Origin of the sequence: Providencia alcalifaciens (genome assembly GCF_915403165.1) — a bacterium.
Lineage (GTDB): Bacteria > Pseudomonadota > Gammaproteobacteria > Enterobacterales > Enterobacteriaceae > Providencia > Providencia alcalifaciens_C.
On record NZ_OU659204.1, the window covers coordinates 1,820,175 to 1,837,899 of the forward strand.

The 17,725-nt window shown below is 40.3% G+C and carries 15 protein-coding genes; 10 read left to right on the top strand and 5 right to left on the bottom strand.

Annotated elements, in window-relative coordinates; all coding sequences use genetic code 11:
* Positions 1-37 precede the first annotated feature (37 nt).
* The 6 genes from lpxM (at position 38) to LDO73_RS18140 (ending at position 7,000) form a co-directional block, all read left to right on the top strand.
* Complete coding sequence (lpxM, locus tag LDO73_RS08420) at positions 38-1,012, top strand: lauroyl-Kdo(2)-lipid IV(A) myristoyltransferase (RefSeq protein WP_224061004.1); 975 nt, start codon at positions 38-40, stop codon at positions 1,010-1,012.
* Between the two features lie 145 nt (positions 1,013-1,157).
* Positions 1,158-2,018: a LysR family transcriptional regulator gene (locus LDO73_RS08425; RefSeq protein WP_224061005.1), complete on the top strand. Its 861-nt coding sequence runs from the start codon at positions 1,158-1,160 to the stop codon at positions 2,016-2,018.
* A gap of 197 nt (positions 2,019-2,215) precedes the next feature.
* Positions 2,216-2,737 (top strand): fimbrial protein, encoded by a 522-nt coding sequence (locus LDO73_RS08430; protein ID WP_224061006.1) that lies wholly within the window; start codon positions 2,216-2,218, stop codon positions 2,735-2,737.
* 49 nt (positions 2,738-2,786) lie between these two features.
* Positions 2,787-3,452 (top strand): fimbrial biogenesis chaperone, encoded by a 666-nt coding sequence (locus tag LDO73_RS08435; protein ID WP_224061007.1) that lies wholly within the window; start codon positions 2,787-2,789, stop codon positions 3,450-3,452.
* 3 nt (positions 3,453-3,455) lie between these two features.
* Entirely contained in the window at positions 3,456-5,969 is a 2,514-nt protein-coding gene (locus tag LDO73_RS08440; RefSeq protein WP_224061008.1) for a fimbria/pilus outer membrane usher protein, read from the top strand.
* A gap of 8 nt (positions 5,970-5,977) precedes the next feature.
* Complete coding sequence (locus LDO73_RS18140; RefSeq protein WP_224061009.1) at positions 5,978-7,000, top strand: fimbrial protein; 1,023 nt, start codon at positions 5,978-5,980, stop codon at positions 6,998-7,000.
* A 74-nt stretch (positions 7,001-7,074) separates the two neighbouring features.
* Here LDO73_RS18140 and pyk read toward each other — a convergent pair whose 3' ends face one another.
* Both pyk and LDO73_RS08455 read right to left on the bottom strand, forming a co-directional pair.
* Complete coding sequence (gene pyk, locus LDO73_RS08450) at positions 7,075-8,517, bottom strand: pyruvate kinase (protein ID WP_006659933.1); 1,443 nt, start codon at positions 8,515-8,517, stop codon at positions 7,075-7,077.
* 200 nt (positions 8,518-8,717) lie between these two features.
* Positions 8,718-9,563 carry a MurR/RpiR family transcriptional regulator gene (locus LDO73_RS08455; RefSeq protein ID WP_224061010.1) on the bottom strand — a complete coding sequence of 282 codons (846 nt, stop codon included), beginning with the start codon at positions 9,561-9,563 and terminating at the stop codon, positions 8,718-8,720.
* A 459-nt stretch (positions 9,564-10,022) separates the two neighbouring features.
* Here LDO73_RS08455 and zwf point away from each other — a divergent pair, with 459 nt between their 5' ends.
* Positions 10,023-11,498 carry a glucose-6-phosphate dehydrogenase gene (zwf, locus tag LDO73_RS08460; protein WP_224061011.1) on the top strand — a complete coding sequence of 492 codons (1,476 nt, stop codon included), beginning with the start codon at positions 10,023-10,025 and terminating at the stop codon, positions 11,496-11,498.
* Between the two features lie 61 nt (positions 11,499-11,559).
* On the opposite strand, the gene LDO73_RS08465 is transcribed toward zwf, so the two are convergent.
* Positions 11,560-11,823, bottom strand: coding sequence for a hypothetical protein (locus tag LDO73_RS08465; RefSeq protein ID WP_224061012.1), 264 nt, complete (start codon positions 11,821-11,823; stop codon positions 11,560-11,562).
* A gap of 171 nt (positions 11,824-11,994) precedes the next feature.
* Complete coding sequence (pdxK, locus tag LDO73_RS08470) at positions 11,995-12,843, bottom strand: pyridoxine/pyridoxal/pyridoxamine kinase (protein WP_224061013.1); 849 nt, start codon at positions 12,841-12,843, stop codon at positions 11,995-11,997.
* A 654-nt stretch (positions 12,844-13,497) separates the two neighbouring features.
* Here pdxK and mdtJ point away from each other — a divergent pair.
* From mdtJ to LDO73_RS08485, 3 genes are all read left to right on the top strand, one after another.
* Positions 13,498-13,926, top strand: a complete 429-nt coding sequence (mdtJ, locus tag LDO73_RS08475) for a multidrug/spermidine efflux SMR transporter subunit MdtJ (RefSeq protein WP_224061014.1) — start codon at positions 13,498-13,500, stop codon at positions 13,924-13,926.
* A gap of 1 nt (position 13,927) precedes the next feature.
* Positions 13,928-14,260 carry a multidrug/spermidine efflux SMR transporter subunit MdtI gene (gene mdtI, locus LDO73_RS08480; RefSeq protein WP_224061015.1) on the top strand — a complete coding sequence of 111 codons (333 nt, stop codon included), beginning with the start codon at positions 13,928-13,930 and terminating at the stop codon, positions 14,258-14,260.
* A gap of 541 nt (positions 14,261-14,801) precedes the next feature.
* Complete coding sequence (locus LDO73_RS08485; protein WP_224061016.1) at positions 14,802-17,132, top strand: autotransporter domain-containing protein; 2,331 nt, start codon at positions 14,802-14,804, stop codon at positions 17,130-17,132.
* A gap of 105 nt (positions 17,133-17,237) precedes the next feature.
* On the opposite strand, the gene LDO73_RS08490 is transcribed toward LDO73_RS08485, so the two are convergent.
* Positions 17,238-17,585 (bottom strand): RidA family protein, encoded by a 348-nt coding sequence (locus LDO73_RS08490; RefSeq protein WP_036948225.1) that lies wholly within the window; start codon positions 17,583-17,585, stop codon positions 17,238-17,240.
* Between the last annotated feature and the right edge of the window lie 140 nt (positions 17,586-17,725).

Sequence of the window (17,725 nt, forward strand, 5' to 3'; positions counted from 1 at the left end):
TTGGTTATCAAAATAGCCGTGATTTCTTGGGTATAACATGAATAAAGAACAAGATACCGACAGCAAAAAGGGCTATGTGCCAACGTTTCATAAATCCTATTTATTACCTAAATATTGGGGCGTTTGGTTAGGTGCAGGACTCTTTGTTGCGCTTGCTTATATCCCCGTTAAAGTTCGAGATCCTATGCTTGCAAAAATAGGCAAATGGGTTGGACGATTAGCGAAGAGCGCTCGTCGTCGAGCGAAAATTAACTTACTCTATTGTTTTCCTAATATGGAAGAGCAACAAAGAGAAGAGTTGGTTGACCGGATGTTTGAAACCGCACCTCAGTCTTTTGTCATGTTGGCTGAATTGTGTGTACGTGGTGCTGAGCGTACATTAGCGCGTACCCACTGGCATAATAAACAGATCATTGACCAATTACAGGAACAGAAAAGCAATGTGATTTTTATGGTTCCTCACGGTTGGGCTGTAGATGCTCCTGCCATGCTATTAGCTGCGATGGGGCAGAATATGGCCGCTATGTTCCATCACCAGAAAAACCCCGTTGCAGATTATTTATGGAATAAGGCGCGTTACCATTTTGGTGGACGGCTTCATTCCCGCGAAGCAGGAATTAAACCTTTTATTGCATCGGTTAGGCAAGGTTACTGGGGCTTTTATCTACCCGATCAAGATCATGGGGAAGAGCATAGTGAGTTCGTTGATTTTTTTGGTACATACAAAGCGACTTTACCCGCAATTGGCCGATTGATGAAAGTGTGTAAGGCGAAAATTGTTCCTTTATTTCCGGTGTACGATCACGTTAATCATCAATTGCATATTTATGTTCGTGAACCAATGGATGATATTGATGGGCAAGATGATAACTATATTGCACGTCGAATGAATGAGGAGTTAGAGTTTTTAGTTGAACCTAATCCAGAGCAATATACGTGGATCCTTAAGCTCTTGAAAACGCGCAAGGAAGGCGAGATAGAACCCTATCAGCGAAAGGATTTATATCGCTAGATATCTTTTCTGCATTATAAAAAGCCACGGTAATAATTATCCGTGGCTTTTGTTTTTTATATAAATAATACTGAAAATGTAAAACGGAGACGCGAGGTTATAAATACATTGTTATATTCTTCGAGGAATAAAAATAGCGGATTCGATGGATTGGAAAAATATGGATAAAACAAGAACAACACTAGATCAATGGATTACATTACAAGCCGTAGTTGACTATGGTGGGTTTGCTCAAGCAGCAGAGGTATTACATAAAACACAGTCATCTATTAGCTATACCATTAGCAAACTAGAACAAGTTTTAGATATAGAAATTTTTGTAGTGGAAAAAAGGCGTGCAGTCTTGACATCTCAAGGAGAGGCATTATTAGCATTATCAAGAGAAGTGACGAATAAAGCCATTGCTTTAGAAATAGCCGCCAAACTCATAACAAAGAAAATAAATAATAAAATAAAAATAGTTATAGATTCATTGTATAACAGTGATGATTTATTAAATAAAATTGGGGTGTTAATAAAAAGCAGAAAGGATTATGATGTTGAATTAACTAAAAAATCATTTAATAGGGAGGAGATTTTTTCATTCAAGGAATTTGATTTGTTGATTTCTCATCATTATATAGGTTCATTAAATCCAATATTCATGGGGGAAGTGGATGCAATATTAGTCACAGAGCCTAATCATTATCTTCAAAGATGTACTCAAAATGAAATGGAAAGCAAGTTAAAAATAACACCGCATATTTTGCTATCTTCCATATTTCAAGAAAAGACAAAAAGCCATCAAATCGTTAAAGTTACAAATACTGAAATAGCCATTAAGTTGATAAGAAACTCAGTAGGGTACTCTTGGCTTCCTAAAAACATTGTTCATGAGTTGATGGATAGTAATGTATTGAAGGAGGTTAAAAATGATATATACAATACAAAATATCAATTTTACATGTATAAAAATAAAGGACCAGTAATAAATAATATAGTCATAAATTACCTATTTAATGATTAACAAACTAATTAATTTCAGTTTTAAATTCATCCTGTAAAGTTAATAAGTAATTTTGATTTTAATTTGAAAATTTCAATATAACCATTCATTAACTTAATTAAGTTGAAGTGTTATATTTCTGGCTAACGAGAAATATAAGTTACATTTCTTTTGTAAATTAAAATCAAAAAATATACATTTTATTTATAGGAAAAACCATGCGTATTTTAAATAAAAAATTTCATTTATTAGTCGTAAGCTTATCGATGGTCATAGTATCGACAGCATCTGCTTCAGGAGTCATTAACTTTACAGGGGAGATTACCGAGCAAGCTTGTACAGTTGATAGCAAATCACGTAATTTAAATGTTGATCTTGGTCGCGTATCAACGAAAAGTTTATCTTCACAGGGCGAGATTGCTGGGGTAACTAATTTCATTATTAAGTTAGTAGATTGCCCTGATGATTCCAAAGTCACGGTTAATTTTGCTGGAACTCGTGATGCAGTCGATCATAATATTCTTGCATTACATGAAGGCAATGGAATGGCAAAAAATATCGGTATTGCATTATATGAAAAAAATGCAGTTACCCCGATAAAACTGTATGAAGATGCTAAAGAGGTTGCTTTAGATGGAAAGTCAGCAGAGTTAGAGTATGTTGCAGCATTTAAAGCAACAGGTGCAGCAACGGCGGGGCAAGCGAATAGTAGCGCAGTTTATAGTATTCAATATCGATAATATGTTGGGTGACGTTTGTCACCCATACTTATTTTATGTTGGAATTTATATGAAAATAATTTACTCCATTGCTTTATTTCTTCTCTGCTTTGTTTCTTTGGCATCAGCCTCTGGGATCAGTGTAGGAGGAACCCGTTTTGTTTATATGGATAATAAGCGGGATATTTCAATTCCAATCTTTAATAGTAATGAAAAAAAACCTTTTTTAATCCAAAGTTGGGTGACAGGATTTAATGAAGATATTAAATCGCCATTTATTGCAACTCCTGCTTTATTCCGTGTTGAGCCGAAAAGTTACGGGGCGGCAAGAATTGCATATTTAGGTCAGCCTCTTTCACCTAATCAGGAAAAAATATTTCTATTAAATATAAAGTCAATACCTCCTAAAGATGAGAGTATTGAAAATGAATTACAAATTATTATTAATTCTCAATTTAAACTTTTTCTACGTTCAAAAGATATTGAACCATTGGATTTTAAAAATATAACATTAACAAAAAAGCATGATGGAATAAAAATTAACAATAAAACACCATATCATTTGTCAATTAAAAGTATTTTAATTGATGGAGAGTCCGTGAAAGGAATGAAAATGGTCTACCCATGGGTAGATGATTATATTTTAAAAGAAAAGATGGGTAAAGTGCATGCAGTTACTGTCGAATTTATTAATGACTATGGCGCTATTGTGGAAAAGAAAATAACAAAGAGCTAGTGTATGGAAACACACCATTTAATCAAGTTTTGGTTTTATAGTAAAAAAATTATTTTCATTAATATTGCGTTTTTTTCCTCAGTTGGGTTTTCATCAAGTCTCTGTGCGAGAGAAATATTTGACATCAATGCCATTAATACAGGAATTGAAAATCAGTTATCTGACCCTTTATTACTAAATTATCTCTCTAAAGCAGAAGGACAACCTCCTGGCCGTTATCAGGTCAATATTTATATTAATGGAAATAAAGTTGCAGATGAGTTGGTTGAATTTATTTACGATGATGAAGATCAAAAGCTAAAACCTAAGATAACAAAAGAACAGTTAATGAGTTGGGGAGTTAAACCTTCAATGTTATTACAAGAAAATGAAATCTCTTCAACCGACAAATTTTTAGATATAAAGCACTCAATTGATGGTAGTGACATTCACCATGATTTCTTTTCAAATCGATTGGATATTAGCATTCCTCAAATTGCTATGGAAATGGCGAGCCGAGGCTATATTGATATCGCTGAATGGGATGATGGGATCAACGGAATGTTTATTAACTATTCAGCACGGTTTAACCGAGCTTGGGGAAGCCCAAACAGCCAACAAAATACTTATGTAGGTTTACGAAATGGGATTAACTGGGGGGCTTGGCGGCTACGTAATCACAGTTATTACAATGACACGAATGAAAAAGCCATTTTGCATAGTTTGCAAACCTTCTTAGAACGGGATATTCGAGATTTTAAAAGTCATTTAATTATTGGAGAAACCGCGTCTGATAACGGGATTATGGATGCTTTTCAATATCGCGGTATCAAGCTAATGTCGGAAGAAAGCATGTTACCGCAAAGTCGCCGTGGATTTGCTCCTGTCGTTAATGGTGTTGCAAATACCAATGCGGTGGTCACTGTTCGTCAAAATGGTCAGATTATTTATCAAACATCGGTACCTGCTGGGGAATTCGTATTGAATGACCTTTATCCTACATCGTTCAGTGGGGATCTACAGGTTATGGTCACCGAAGCAAATGGGTCAACAAGAACATTTATCCAACCTTTTTCCAATGCTCCCATCATGCAAAGGAAAGGTTCATTAAAATACAGCATCGAACTTGGAAAATATCGGGAAGAGAAAGGGATAGAACAACCTTATTTTATCCAATTCTCTGGGATCTATGGTCTGCCAATCAATTTAGCGAATTATGGCAACGTGTCGTTATTAGGTGGCGCGTTTATCTCAGAAGATAAACAAGTTTATGTTTTAGGAGCAGGGGGGAGTTTAGGTTATTTAGGGGGTATTTCGCTGGATATGACATACTCACAAGCACAATGGCAGCAATATGCAAAGATGACGGATCAAACTTACCGTTTTCAATATACCAAATATATTCAAAATACAGCGACGGGACTGAATTTATCTGCTCAATACACGCTAGAGCCAGATGTAAATCATGCTTTTTTTCCAGTCATAAGCATTGACCGAATATCAAAGAAACAACGGTTACAGATTTCTTTGAGCCAAACTTTAGGGAAGTGGGGATCTCTAAACATTAATGGATATCAGCAAAAGTATTGGGGGCAGCTAGGCTCCGATAATACCCTTTCCGTCAGTTTTGGCTCTCAGTATCAATCTATTAATTACAGTTTTTCCTATTCCCATTTTGAGCAAAATAATCCCCATAGGGTGGATAGGTTGTTTTCCTTTAATTGCAGTATGCCATTTCGTTGGAAAGAAAATGCGTATTGGAGTGTTTATAACTACAACACGAGCGGCAATGCCGGGGGAATCAGTACATTTAGCCTGAATGGCTCAGCTTTCAATTCCAATCAATTACAATATGACATCACTCAACAATATCATCATAAAACTCAACAATTCAGCCATGGTATTCGTGGTAATTACTTAACCTCTTACGGTGAATTTGGCGCTGGCTGGGATTACTCCCCTGAATATCAAACTACCCATGCGGCGGCGACTGGGTCGCTGTTATTTCACCAAGATGGGGTGACTGCTTCACGTACTTTTTCAGATGCCATTGGATTGGTTAAAGCTCAAGATATTGGTCATTTGAAAGTGAATAACGTGCCTTCACTGCATACCAATGGGCAAGGGTATGCGGTGATCCCCATGTTAACGCGCTATGAGCGCAATAAAGTGAGTGTGGATACCTCGACGTTAAAGGGTAATGATGATGTGGAATTGAACTCAGCGGCCGTTGTTCCCACAAGCGGTGCAATTGTTTTGGTGGATCTCAAAGCGAAGCGTGGTGGGCGAGTCGTATTAAAACTGAAGAAAAATAACCAATTACTCGGGTTTGGTACCCAAGTTAATATTCTCTCACAGCAGAATATCGTTTCATCGGGTATTGTCGCGAATGATGGAGAAGTCTACTTGAGCGGTGTTCCTGCGCAAAGCGTTGTTCAAGTTAAGTGGGGAGAGGCGCATACGCAGCTGTGTCAATTGCCTCTTCAGGTTGATTTGAGCAATCCAAATATCCAATTTATTGAAGGGATTTGCCAATAAGGGGGCTTATGAAACAATTTGTTATCTCCGGTATCATCTACGCCATCATGTTGCTGTTTTCACCAAGACTTCTCGCAGACTACCGAGCAGAATTTTCATCTTACACGGTACCTATCTCTCAAGTGTTGTATGTTCCTAAAAGTGCGCCGGTTAACTCGCATATTGCGACGATAGAGTTGGGAACCTATACGCCATGGGTATGGTGGAATGAATCTGGGACAACGCGAGTGGGGATTAATTTACCCGGTATATTTGATGACCATTATCAGATTGCAGGGGTCGGCTCCATTAAGGAAATTGGCCTTTCAGGTATCGGCTTTGCATTACACGGTTCAGTTAATAGCCCATGTTCAGCGAGAGGATATGTAAATGGTAAAAATAACCGTGATGGAAACCCGGCGAATCGCTTGCTGTGCCCAAGTAGCGAATCAAGGGGCAATTACAGTGTTACCTTGAAAGCTGCATTCTATAAAATCCGCCCTCAAGTGAATAGTCAATTATTACAACCGACCAGTGCTGCGATGTTTATTGTATTTAATGACAAATTTATTACTCAGGATGCGTTTGGAAATTTTGAACCAAAAATTTGGTTGTCACCGATTAATGTGATTGCTAATGGATGCGAAATGAAAAATCGGGTAGTTAATGTCGCGTTTGGTCAGGTGGAGAAGTCAGGTGCAAATGGAGTGGGGGTGACGGTTGCGAATAGCCGTAAACGATTCAATATTGAGCTTGAATGTGATGAGTCTTCACCAATAAAAATCCATTTTATGGGAACAGCTGACGCGAGTGGGCTTGGTGGAACGATTGCACTCAATAATCCGAATCATCAAGAAACGGCGAAAGGCTTTGGTATTCAAATTAAATACAGAGGAAAGCCCATTAAACTGAATCAAATAGTGCAAGTTTCCCGCTTAAATCAAGCTCAACACTATGTCATTCCGTTAGAAGCGGCCTATATTCAAACCGCAGAGAAAACACGCGGGGGAAAGGCGGATGGAACGCTGCAATTTAATCTGCAATATCATTGAGATGACAAATTAAAAGGGAGCCTAAGCTCCCTCTAAAAATTGAATAACTAAACTATTATTCAACTACTAAGCTATCATTCAACCACTAAAATACGGCAGGTATTGGTGCTGCCGATGGTGCCCATTTGGTCACCTTGAGTCACGATAACGGTATCACCAACCATCAAGTAGCCATTATCACGTAAACGTGCGATGGCTTCACTTGCTGCCGCAATACCATCAGTATGCGTGCTGCAAAATACGGGGGTGACACCACGATACAGTGAACATTGATTCAATGTTTTTTCATGGCGAGACATCGCAAAAATTGGCAAGCCAGAGCTAATGCGCGACATGATACGTGCGGTACGACCTGATTCGGTCATCGCGATGATCGCTTTTACACCTTTGAGGTGGTTGGCGGCATACATGGTTGACATTGCAATCGCATCTTCGGAACTTTCGAATTCAGCGTCTAGACGGTGTTTCGAAATATTCAAACCTGGCATTTTTTCCGCGCCAAAACAGACTTGCGCCATGGCGGCGACTGTTTCTGCTGGGTATTGTCCTGCCGCGGTTTCCGCAGATAACATCACCGCATCGGTTCCGTCTAAGACGGCGTTTGCCACGTCCATCACTTCTGCACGGGTTGGCATTGGGTTGGTGATCATGGATTCCATCATTTGAGTTGCCGTGATCACCACGCGGTTCAATTGACGGGAACGACGAATTAATTTCTTCTGCACAGCAACCAGTTCAGGGTCACCAATCTCAACCCCTAAGTCACCACGGGCTACCATCACCACATCAGACGCAAGGATCACTTCGTCCATGATATCGTCAGTTGCGACTGCTTCAGCGCGTTCAACTTTAGCGACAATTTGGCATTCGCAGCCTGCATCACGCGCTAAACGGCGAGCATAATCCAGATCTTCCCCCGAACGAGGGAAAGAGACAGCTAAGAAATCCACATTGATTTTAGCAGCGGTAATAATGTCGGCTTTGTCTTTTTCTGTTAGCGCTTCTGCGGACAAGCCACCACCGAGTTTATTGATGCCTTTATTGTTGGAAAGTTGTCCACCGACAGTCACTTCGGTGAAGACTTGTAAACCTTGAACTTCACGAACCTTTAACTGCACGCGACCATCATCCAATAGGAGAATATCGCCCGGTACGACGTCAGCAGGCAGACCTTTATAGTCGATACCCACTTTATGTTGGTCGCCTTCACCTTTACCTAATGAGGCATCCAGTGTGAATTTATCACCAATATTGAGGAAAACTTTACCGTCTTTAAAAGTAGAAACACGAATTTTCGGACCTTGTAGATCCCCAAGAATAGCGACGTGACGCCCTAATCGAGCCGCAATCTCACGCACTTTATTTGCGCGAGCCATGTGGTCTTCAGGAGTTCCGTGAGAGAAGTTAAGGCGAACAACGTTAGCCCCAGCATTGATAATTTTTTCTAGATTATTATCACGATCGGTTGCTGGACCAAGGGTTGTAACAATTTTAGTTCTTCTAAGCCGTCTAGACATGTATTACTCCGTGACCTGTAATGGTACAAATATAAGTGAAACCATTTCACTCCATTTCGAAACCTATTTACTGCAAATAGGGGTGCTGACACGAGCACAGCTATTATATACAGCAAATTTCTTAAAGCCATCGGGAGAATAAAAACTCTTTGGGCCCGGTAGAATTAAGAAACCTCTTTTAACATTGTCATTTCCATCTTTCAGACATTATCAAACCGCGAATCGCGTAATGCTTCTTTGACCCGTTTCAAGTTATCTCTAAATTTTTCGCCTCGACGCAAAGTAAATCCAGTGGTTAATACATCAATGACGGCAAGCTGTGCCATTCTGGAGACCATTGGCATGTACATATCCGTATCTTCAGGGACATCAATAATAATCGATAAGCTGGCTTCTTTGGCGAGAGGAGAACCTTCTGAGGTAATAGCGATGACCGTCGCATCATTATGGCGAGCGAGTTGCGCCATATCGACTAAGGCTTTTGTGCGTCCTGTGTGAGAAATCAACACAATCACATCCCCCTCACTACTATTGATGCAGCTCATGCGTTGCATGACAATATCATCAAAGTATATGACTGGAATATTAAAACGGAAAAATTTATTCATCGCATCGTGGGCAACTGCCGCAGAAGCACCAAACCCAAAAAAGCTGATTTTTCGAGCTTGAGTGAGTAAATCAACAGCACGATTAATGGCATGAGTATCAAGGGTATGTTTGACATTGTCTAACCCTGCCATCGCGGACTCGAAAATCTTATGGGTATAAGTATTGACGGTGTCAGTCTCTTCAATATGGCGATTAACGTATGGCGTGCCATTGGCAAGATTTTGAGCCAGTTTTAATTTAAAGTCAGGAAACCCTTTGGTTTCCATTTTTCGACAAAATCGGTTGACGGTAGGCTCGCTAACGTCAGCCAGTTGGGCTAACGCCGCTATACTGAGATGAATAGCACTTTGGGGCATACCTAAAATGACTTCCGCCACTTTTTTTTCTGATTTACTCAAAAAATCGAGGCTAGTTTTCATTTGTTCTAAAATATTCATATAGCAAAAGTGCCTATTTCAGCAAAAGGAGAAATATTTCTGCCATCAGAGTATGGTGGCAGAAACATCCAGATATGACTGAAAATATACTACGTGTTGGCTGTAAGCTATCTATGCACTGAGCGTAACCAATGGCTTTTTTTACGAAAATATGACCCGTATCTAATTTTCAACTTAGTAAACTCACTACATAAACCGTGATTTTCCAACAAAGCTGGAAGCATTCAGTGATAAAAAATTTTATTGCTGTCTGGGTATGCTGTATTTTTCAGCATAAAAACTGTGACCAGCGTCATCAATATTTACTGAGCAGTAGCAAACGGGTACATTAGCAGGCAACCGATTGTATTTTTATAAAAACGATATTCAGAACCTATCTCATTAGAGTGAAGTACGCCCTTGTTTTTTCTGGGCTCTAATCAGATAGTTTCTAAATTCCGCAGATTGAGGAGAACCAACATGGCGGTACATAATGCTGCTCAAGCTTGTGACCTGATTATTTTCGGCACTAAAGGTGACCTAGCACGTCGCAAGTTACTTCCATCACTGTATCAATTGGAAAAAGCAGGTTATATCCATCCAGATACTCGTATTATCGGCGTTGGTCGTGCCCAATGGGAACGGAACGATTATGTAGAATTTGTGCAAAAAGCATTAAATGACTTTTTGAAAGAAGAGTTAGATCCGGCGCTGTGGGAACGTTTAAGCGCACGTTTAGATTTCTGCAATTTAGATGTCAGTGAAACCGATAACTTCGTCCGTTTAGCCGATATGCTTAAACAAGACACTCAACCAGCTATCCACTATTTCGCGATGCCACCAAGCACGTTTGGTGAAATGTGCCAGGGGCTGGGTCATGCAGGGCTGAACAAGCAACCTAACCGCGTGGTAATGGAAAAACCATTAGGAACAGACTTAGCTTCATCTCAGCAGATCAACAACGAAGTGGCTAAATATTTCGATGAAAGCCAAGTTTACCGAATTGACCACTACCTAGGCAAAGAAACGGTTTTAAACTTACTGGCACTGCGTTTTGCGAACTCACTGTTTATTAATAACTGGGATAATCGCACCATTGATCATGTGCAGATCACCGTTGCGGAAGAAGTCGGTATCGAAGGTCGTTGGGGTTACTTTGACCAAGCTGGTCAGATGCGTGATATGGTGCAAAACCATTTACTGCAGATCTTAACAATGATCGCTATGTCACCGCCGGCAGACTTAACCACTGACCGTATTCGTGATGAAAAAGTAAAAGTGTTGCGCTCTTTACGTCGTATTGACCACACAAACGTACGTGATAAAGCTGTACGCGGTCAATATACCGCGGGCTTTGTGCAAGGTAAGAAAGTACCGGGCTACTTAGAAGAAGAAGGCGCGAACAAGCAGAGCCAAACGGAGTCTTTTGTGGCTTTGCGTGTGGATATTGATGATTGGCGCTGGGCAGGCGTCCCATTCTACTTGCGCACCGGTAAGCGTTTACCTGCAAAATGTTCAGAAGTTGTGGTCTATTTTAAAAAGCCGGCACTGAATATTTTCTCTGAAAGTTATCAAGATTTACCACAAAACAAATTGACCATTCGTCTACAGCCAGATGAAGGGATCGATATTGAAATTATGAACAAGGCACCAGGATTGGATCATAAACACCGTTTACAGACCACTAAACTGGACTTGAGCTTCTCCGAAACCTTTAACCAAACGCATCTTGCGGATGCTTACGAGCGTTTATTATTAGAAGCTATGCGTGGTATTCAGGCATTGTTTGTACGCCGTGATGAAGTGGAAGAAGCGTGGAAGTGGGTAGATTCCATTATGGAAGCGTGGGCAATGGATAACGACGCGCCTAAGCCATATCAAGCAGGAACATGGGGCCCTATCGCTTCAGTGGCAATGATTGCCCGCGATGGTCGTTCGTGGAATGAGTTTGAGTAATATTTTATCTTTATAAAATAGAACCATGAAATGGCGGGGTGGCTGAATCCCCGCCATTTTTTTAGCTAATACTTTCTTCTTTATCTTTTTTTATTCTTTCCGCCATAGAAATTTCTGCTAACCATTTCACTTCACGTTGATTAAATACTAACGTTTTTCCGTCCTGTTTTAATTCAAATGAAAGTGATGAGTTTGTGATTTTAAGCATCGGATAACTATTTAATTCATTTATGATTTTTGGGTCGACCAATTTGATGCTTGAGTGGCGTATTGTTGGGTTATTTGGGGTTGTTTTTTGTTTTGAAAAACAGGAGGTCAATGGCATTTTAAATCCCTTCATTATGGTGTTATTGAATGAAGAGTCTGCCGTGGATCGTGACATGTTTCTTTAATAATGTGATGGTTATCGAGAAGAGTATTCATGATAACCACCTATTATTATTCAGACTAACGCATTTGTTTAATGATGTGCTGATTTAATAAAGCACCTTCTCAATTAAAGCACTAACTCACTGCGACCTGTAGCCGCCATATGAATGATGCCTTGTTCGATACGCAAACACGCCATTTTAGCTGCATCAGGAACCGATAAACCGGCTAATAATTGAGCGGTAAGCTCAGCGCCGAATAGGTCGCCAGTGCCTTTTGGCGTGACAGGGTAACGTTTGTGGCGAATAACGGCGACATCCTGTTTAGTCACGCAAACCACTTCAATGCTTTCCTCATCAGGTTGGAAAGCGCTTGTAATAATGACCCACTGAGTGTGACCTTTGAGCAACGAGCGAGCCGCCCGGGTGGCATCGTCTAGATTGTTGATTTCTTGCCCGCTGAGTGTGGACAGTTCAAATTTGTTCGGGATAATCCCCGTCGCGAGAGGGATGACTTCATGACGATAAACATCAGCAATCGCTGGAGGAATATAAAAGCCACTATCTTCATCACCCATGACAGGGTCGACAATGACAGGCATTTTAGGGTGTTGCTCACGTACTGAGACAAGCCAATTTGCAAGATCGTGAGCTTTATCTGGGGAACCTAAATAACCCGTTAAAATGGCTTTAACGCTGTTTAAGCTGCCGCGTTCGACGAAGCCTTGTAAATAACCGCGAAACCATTCACCGGGTAATTCCCCACCATAACAAGTGGCATAGTGAGGCGTGTTGCTTAGAATAACGGTGGGAACCGCAGCAACGCGTAATCCCTGTTTGGTCAATGCCGGCACAGCGATGCTATTACCCACACTGCCATACACAACTTGTGATTGAATGGAGACGACATCATAAGGAAGCGGGGTGGCATCGGCGGCGTTTTGAAAGCTATTTGACGTTAGCGTAAAGGTATCCATGACTCTCTCTTATTGGTGTTCATTATTGCTATTTTCTAACGGATAACACGATAAGAAGCGTGTTGGCGTTGATTGTCAATGGTAACTGAAAAAATTCATATTGAATGGGATGGTAACAGCATAAAAAAGGGCGATAAAAATTTTTTTGCTTAGATCTTCTAAAAATAAATGCGAAAAAAGTAACGGAATTATTCGCAAAATAGACGCTGCGACTGTGTTGCTTAGCATATTAATGAATATTTATGCATATATGTGATGAATTCAAAAAGTGTTTGCATTCATTGACTTAATAATTTTGGCATGGTAGAAATAGCTTGAAACTAACAATTATATGAGGGTTCGGAGTAACTTGGATGGATGTCCATCCGATGAAATGAATGAGATATCATGCTTAGCGTGACTAGCATAAAGATCAGTAAGTCCCAAAGAAGATCAACACACAAGCTTTTCCTTTCCGCTATTCTTTCCAGTGAGCATCACTGGTGTGGCGCATTATAGCGTCCTTCTAGATTATTCAATTCGCTGAATAAAATCAGCATTCTTTTGTTTTTATTTGAATTTTAAACAGCTTAAAGCTTAAGCACTAAGCTAATTGCCTTTCTATCTTGTTCAAAAAACAGGCTATGGCGAAGCTGTATCTAGAGGGATACTATAATGATTTATTGGATATTTTTAGCATTAGCTATCGTGACTGAGGTCATTGGTACGTTATCAATGAAACATGCCAGTGTAAGCGGTGATTTCACTGGTATGGCAGTGATGTATGTGATGATTGCGACTTCCTATATTTTACTGGCAGTCGCGGTAAAAAAAGTGGCATTGGGTGTTGCTTATGCCATGTGGGAAGGTGTTGGTGTTCTGTTAATTACGGCGTTCAGCGTATTGTGGTTTGGAGAATCGCTGTCACCGATGAAAGTCGGTGGATTAGTTTTTCTGATCACGGGTATTGCATTGATCAAATCAGGCACCAAAAAAGCGACTGTTAGCCAGTCAGCTCAGAAAGTAAAACAAGCAGCAAAAAACGCGGTTGATTCCGCCAAAGCCCGAGCTTTAGTGACAAATACCGCTAAATCGGAGGTGTAATATGGCCAATCAATTTGAATGGTGGCATGCGGCATTTCTGATCCTCGCAGTGGTACTGGAAATTCTTGCCAACGTATTTTTAAAAATGTCGGATGGTTTTAGACGTTATTGGTTAGGAATTTTGTCTCTCGTCGCTGTATTAGGGGCATTTAGTGCACTGGCACAGGCAGTAAAGGGAATAGAACTGTCAGTCGCTTATGCGTTATGGGGAGCATTCGGTTTAATTGCCACAGTCGCTGCCGGTTGGATCCTGTTTAATCAACGCCTAAACTATAAAGGCTGGGGTGGGCTAGTCTTCCTGCTTATCGGTATGGTGCTGATTAAAATGTCGTAACAGATAATTTGCTCAACAAAGGCATATTGTCAACGAAGTCATTAGGTTTTATTCAATTATATTAAACCTAATGACTTCACTTAATTTTCCTCTCTTGAATTTAATTCACTTAGTAACCGTGCATTTATGGAATATTACACTTTAAACAAACGTATAACGTTCCATTATCAATTCATTATTATATTTCAATTTTATATTTACATTGGATTTATACCGAAAATAATAAAATGTATATTTTACAGGAAATTCTTAAAATCAGAATGCATTTGAATTTAACTTATTTAATAATAAATTAGAGTTGAATTTAAAAATAAAAAAATCATTTAATTTCAATTGAATAATTTTGGTTGCTAAGATTTTTTCGTTGAGCAATTTATTGTTCTATTTACTTTTCAATTCTTGGTTTTGCCAATATATTTAATCCTTCTTAAGTGATATTCTTCTCTCCGCTTTTAAAAGGAATGGTTTCTATTGGATTTTACGTTGAGAATTGATAATTAATTTAAATTCTCATAATAACTAAATTATGCGAAAAAATATTATGAAGCTAAATAAACTAAGTCTGGCAGTGGCTGTTGGGATTTCATTATTAACGTCTCAAGGATATTCTGCGAATAATAAGCTCGAAATTGAGAAAAAAGTTGATATCGATCTTGGTTCTGGTGTTGATTCTGAAGATCTTTCGATTTCAGGTGATGGAAAGGTTATTGCGGGAAATGAAAGCTTGGATAATCGCGATTCGGGTGTATTTCGTTGGTCACAAGACAAAGGGATCATGCATTTAGGCACGCTGAAAGCAGATAACAGCGGTCGCGCGACAACCAATGGTATATCAAAGGATGGTTCAACGATTATCGGTCATTCGGATACAGATGATGGGCGAGGAAGTGCATATCGTTGGCGTCAAAACGGTGGCATGGTCCGTTTATCAAGTCTTCCTGATATCAATGGTACGTGGGCATCACAGGTCTCTGATGATGGAAAAGTTATCACGGGTGGTGGCACTAAAAACAATACGACAGTTGCTTTAGTTTGGAATGAGAAAAACGAAGTAACACAGCTTCATAGCTTAAGATCAGATAACTCCGGTCGAATAATGGCGCTGGCGTTATCTGGTGATGGGTCAACCGTTGTTGGTGATTCTGATTCAGATATTGGTTATAACAGAGCATTCCGTTGGAAAAAAGAGGTAGGAACGATTGATCTAGGGACTGTTAGAACGGATAACAAAGGCAGCTCTGCGGCGAATGCGGTATCCATGGATGGCTCTGTCATTGCAGGGTATTCAGATACGGATCATAATGAAAAAACAGCCTTTATTTGGACTGCTAGCAGTCAGAAAATGAAAGGATTGGGGACTCTCAGAGCGGATGGTTCCGGTAGTTCAGGAGCAGATTTTTTGTCAAAAGATGGCAAAGTGGTCGTTGGGGATTCGGACTCTGATTATGACAGGGATTCCACAATGGTTTTCCGCTGGACTGAAAAGGACGGCATGAAAGGCTTAGGGACATTAAAGTCGGACAATTCAGGTTATTCAGAAGCTTATGATCTCTCCAGTGATGGCTCAGTAATTGTTGGAGAATCGAACACTGATTCTAATCAATATATGCAGGCTTTCCGATGGACTGAAGCAACGGGTATGGTGAATTTGGGCACGTTGCAATCTGATAACCTTGGTAACGCAACGGCGTATTCGGTATCGGATGATGGTATGGTCGTGGCTGGAACTTCAATCACAGACAGTGGTGAGAGCCATGCTGTTTTGTGGAAAATTAAGGAAGCCTCAACTAAGCCAGTTGAACCAGTTAAACCGGTCGACCCAACGAAGCCAATCGACCCAACAAAACCAATCGACCCAACAAAACCAATCGACCCAACAAAACCAGTTGGTCCAGTAAAACCGATTGACCCAATGAAACCAGTCGACCCAACCAAACCGACGATTGTAACGGTGGATGCGACCAATAGCAGCCGCGCGATGTCTCGTACCGCGAGTCGTGGATTTGAAGTGCTCGATCTCTACCAAAATAGCTTAGAGACACTCAGTTCAAGCCGCTGCCAGTTAGGGCAGGACGACTACTGTGTCGGGCTATTTACTCAATATGACACCGTATCAAGTAATCACCGCGTGGCTACGGGGCTGAATGGAACACTGCGTTTACCAGCAGAAAACTGGACTGTTGGTGTGGCGATGAATTTTGCCAATAACACGACACTTACTAGCAATTATGATACTCGTGGTAGCAATCATCCTGGAGTGGGCGGTTATATTCGCTATCAAGAAAATCGTAATAATGAAGGTCTCTATGCAGACTTGTCGGCATCATACCTGAAACAAGGGGTAGTGATCACGCGTGATACCTTGCAAAATACGGAAGGAGGACAAGGCAACGCGACTATCAAAGGTTATCAAGCAAGCTTAAGTGCAGGTTACGGAATTTCCATTGCACCTCAGACTCAATTGCTACCTGAAGTGGCATTGACCTATAAAGATATTAATCGCAGTGGATATTCTGAAGCGCAAAATGCGGAATTTGCTGCGCAATATGGACGTATGGGCAACAAACGTACAAATATCGACCTTGGTATTCGAGTGGATCACCATATCAATGATGTAGTCACGTTAGATGGAAAAGTGGGTAGCGCATTTAAATTGAATAGCGACCGTGATGCGTTTACGGGGTACATACCGTACATCGGCGCTTATGCCTATGATAAAGGTTCAGAGAAAAGTGTTACTCCATACGTGGCTGCGGGGGTTAATGTGAATGTAACGAAAAACTCCACATTACGCGCCGATGCAGGATGGCAAAAAACGGATTATAACCATGATGGTGTTCAAGCAGGGTTAAGCTATTCGTACCATTGGTGATAATAGGCAAAAAATAAATAGGTACAAAATAAATGAGTAAGAAAGAGGGCGTTTAGCCCTCTTTCTTCAAGTCTTAATCAAACTTCAAATAGTTATCAAATAGTATCAATCAATCGCGGCAACGATTTTGATCTCAACTTTATATTCAGGCTTCATCAGAGCCGCTTGAACCGTGCAACGAACAGGTGCGCTACCCGCAACAACCCATGCATCCCACGCTTGGTTCATGCCAGCAAAATCCGCTTTATCTGCAAGAAAGATAGTCGCATCTAAAATTTTGCTTTTATCGGAACCCACACGGCCTAACATGACATCAATAGCGGCTAAGGTATCTGCGGTTTGAATAATAATATCGCCATCCAGTTTTTCTGGGACGCTAGTGTAATAGACCACGTTGTTATGGATAACAGCTTCAGACCAACGGGTATCTGGGTCAATGCGTTCAATAGTCATAATTGTTCCTTATTATCAATGCTGACCAAGGATATCAGTTTGCTACTATGATGAAAATCAGTTCATTGATGAAACGATAATTAGCTCAGCAGCCATCTTGAACTCATGGTAAAGTGTGCCCATCAACGGTAAGCAATATA

What these genes read in the sequence shown, in the direction of transcription:
- lpxM (WP_224061004.1), top strand. Translation starts at nt 38, where the DNA reads ATGAATAAAGAACAAGATACCGACAGCAAAAAGGGCTATGTGCCAACG.
- LDO73_RS08425 (WP_224061005.1), top strand. Translation starts at nt 1,158, where the DNA reads ATGGATTGGAAAAATATGGATAAAACAAGAACAACACTAGATCAATGG.
- LDO73_RS08430 (WP_224061006.1), top strand. Translation starts at nt 2,216, where the DNA reads ATGCGTATTTTAAATAAAAAATTTCATTTATTAGTCGTAAGCTTATCG.
- LDO73_RS08435 (WP_224061007.1), top strand. Translation starts at nt 2,787, where the DNA reads ATGAAAATAATTTACTCCATTGCTTTATTTCTTCTCTGCTTTGTTTCT.
- LDO73_RS08440 (WP_224061008.1), top strand. Translation starts at nt 3,456, where the DNA reads ATGGAAACACACCATTTAATCAAGTTTTGGTTTTATAGTAAAAAAATT.
- LDO73_RS18140 (WP_224061009.1), top strand. Translation starts at nt 5,978, where the DNA reads ATGAAACAATTTGTTATCTCCGGTATCATCTACGCCATCATGTTGCTG.
- pyk (WP_006659933.1), bottom strand. Translation starts at nt 8,517, where the DNA reads ATGTCTAGACGGCTTAGAAGAACTAAAATTGTTACAACCCTTGGTCCA.
- LDO73_RS08455 (WP_224061010.1), bottom strand. Translation starts at nt 9,563, where the DNA reads ATGAATATTTTAGAACAAATGAAAACTAGCCTCGATTTTTTGAGTAAA.
- zwf (WP_224061011.1), top strand. Translation starts at nt 10,023, where the DNA reads ATGGCGGTACATAATGCTGCTCAAGCTTGTGACCTGATTATTTTCGGC.
- LDO73_RS08465 (WP_224061012.1), bottom strand. Translation starts at nt 11,823, where the DNA reads ATGCCATTGACCTCCTGTTTTTCAAAACAAAAAACAACCCCAAATAAC.
- pdxK (WP_224061013.1), bottom strand. Translation starts at nt 12,843, where the DNA reads ATGGATACCTTTACGCTAACGTCAAATAGCTTTCAAAACGCCGCCGAT.
- mdtJ (WP_224061014.1), top strand. Translation starts at nt 13,498, where the DNA reads ATGATTTATTGGATATTTTTAGCATTAGCTATCGTGACTGAGGTCATT.
- mdtI (WP_224061015.1), top strand. Translation starts at nt 13,928, where the DNA reads ATGGCCAATCAATTTGAATGGTGGCATGCGGCATTTCTGATCCTCGCA.
- LDO73_RS08485 (WP_224061016.1), top strand. Translation starts at nt 14,802, where the DNA reads ATGAAGCTAAATAAACTAAGTCTGGCAGTGGCTGTTGGGATTTCATTA.
- LDO73_RS08490 (WP_036948225.1), bottom strand. Translation starts at nt 17,585, where the DNA reads ATGACTATTGAACGCATTGACCCAGATACCCGTTGGTCTGAAGCTGTT.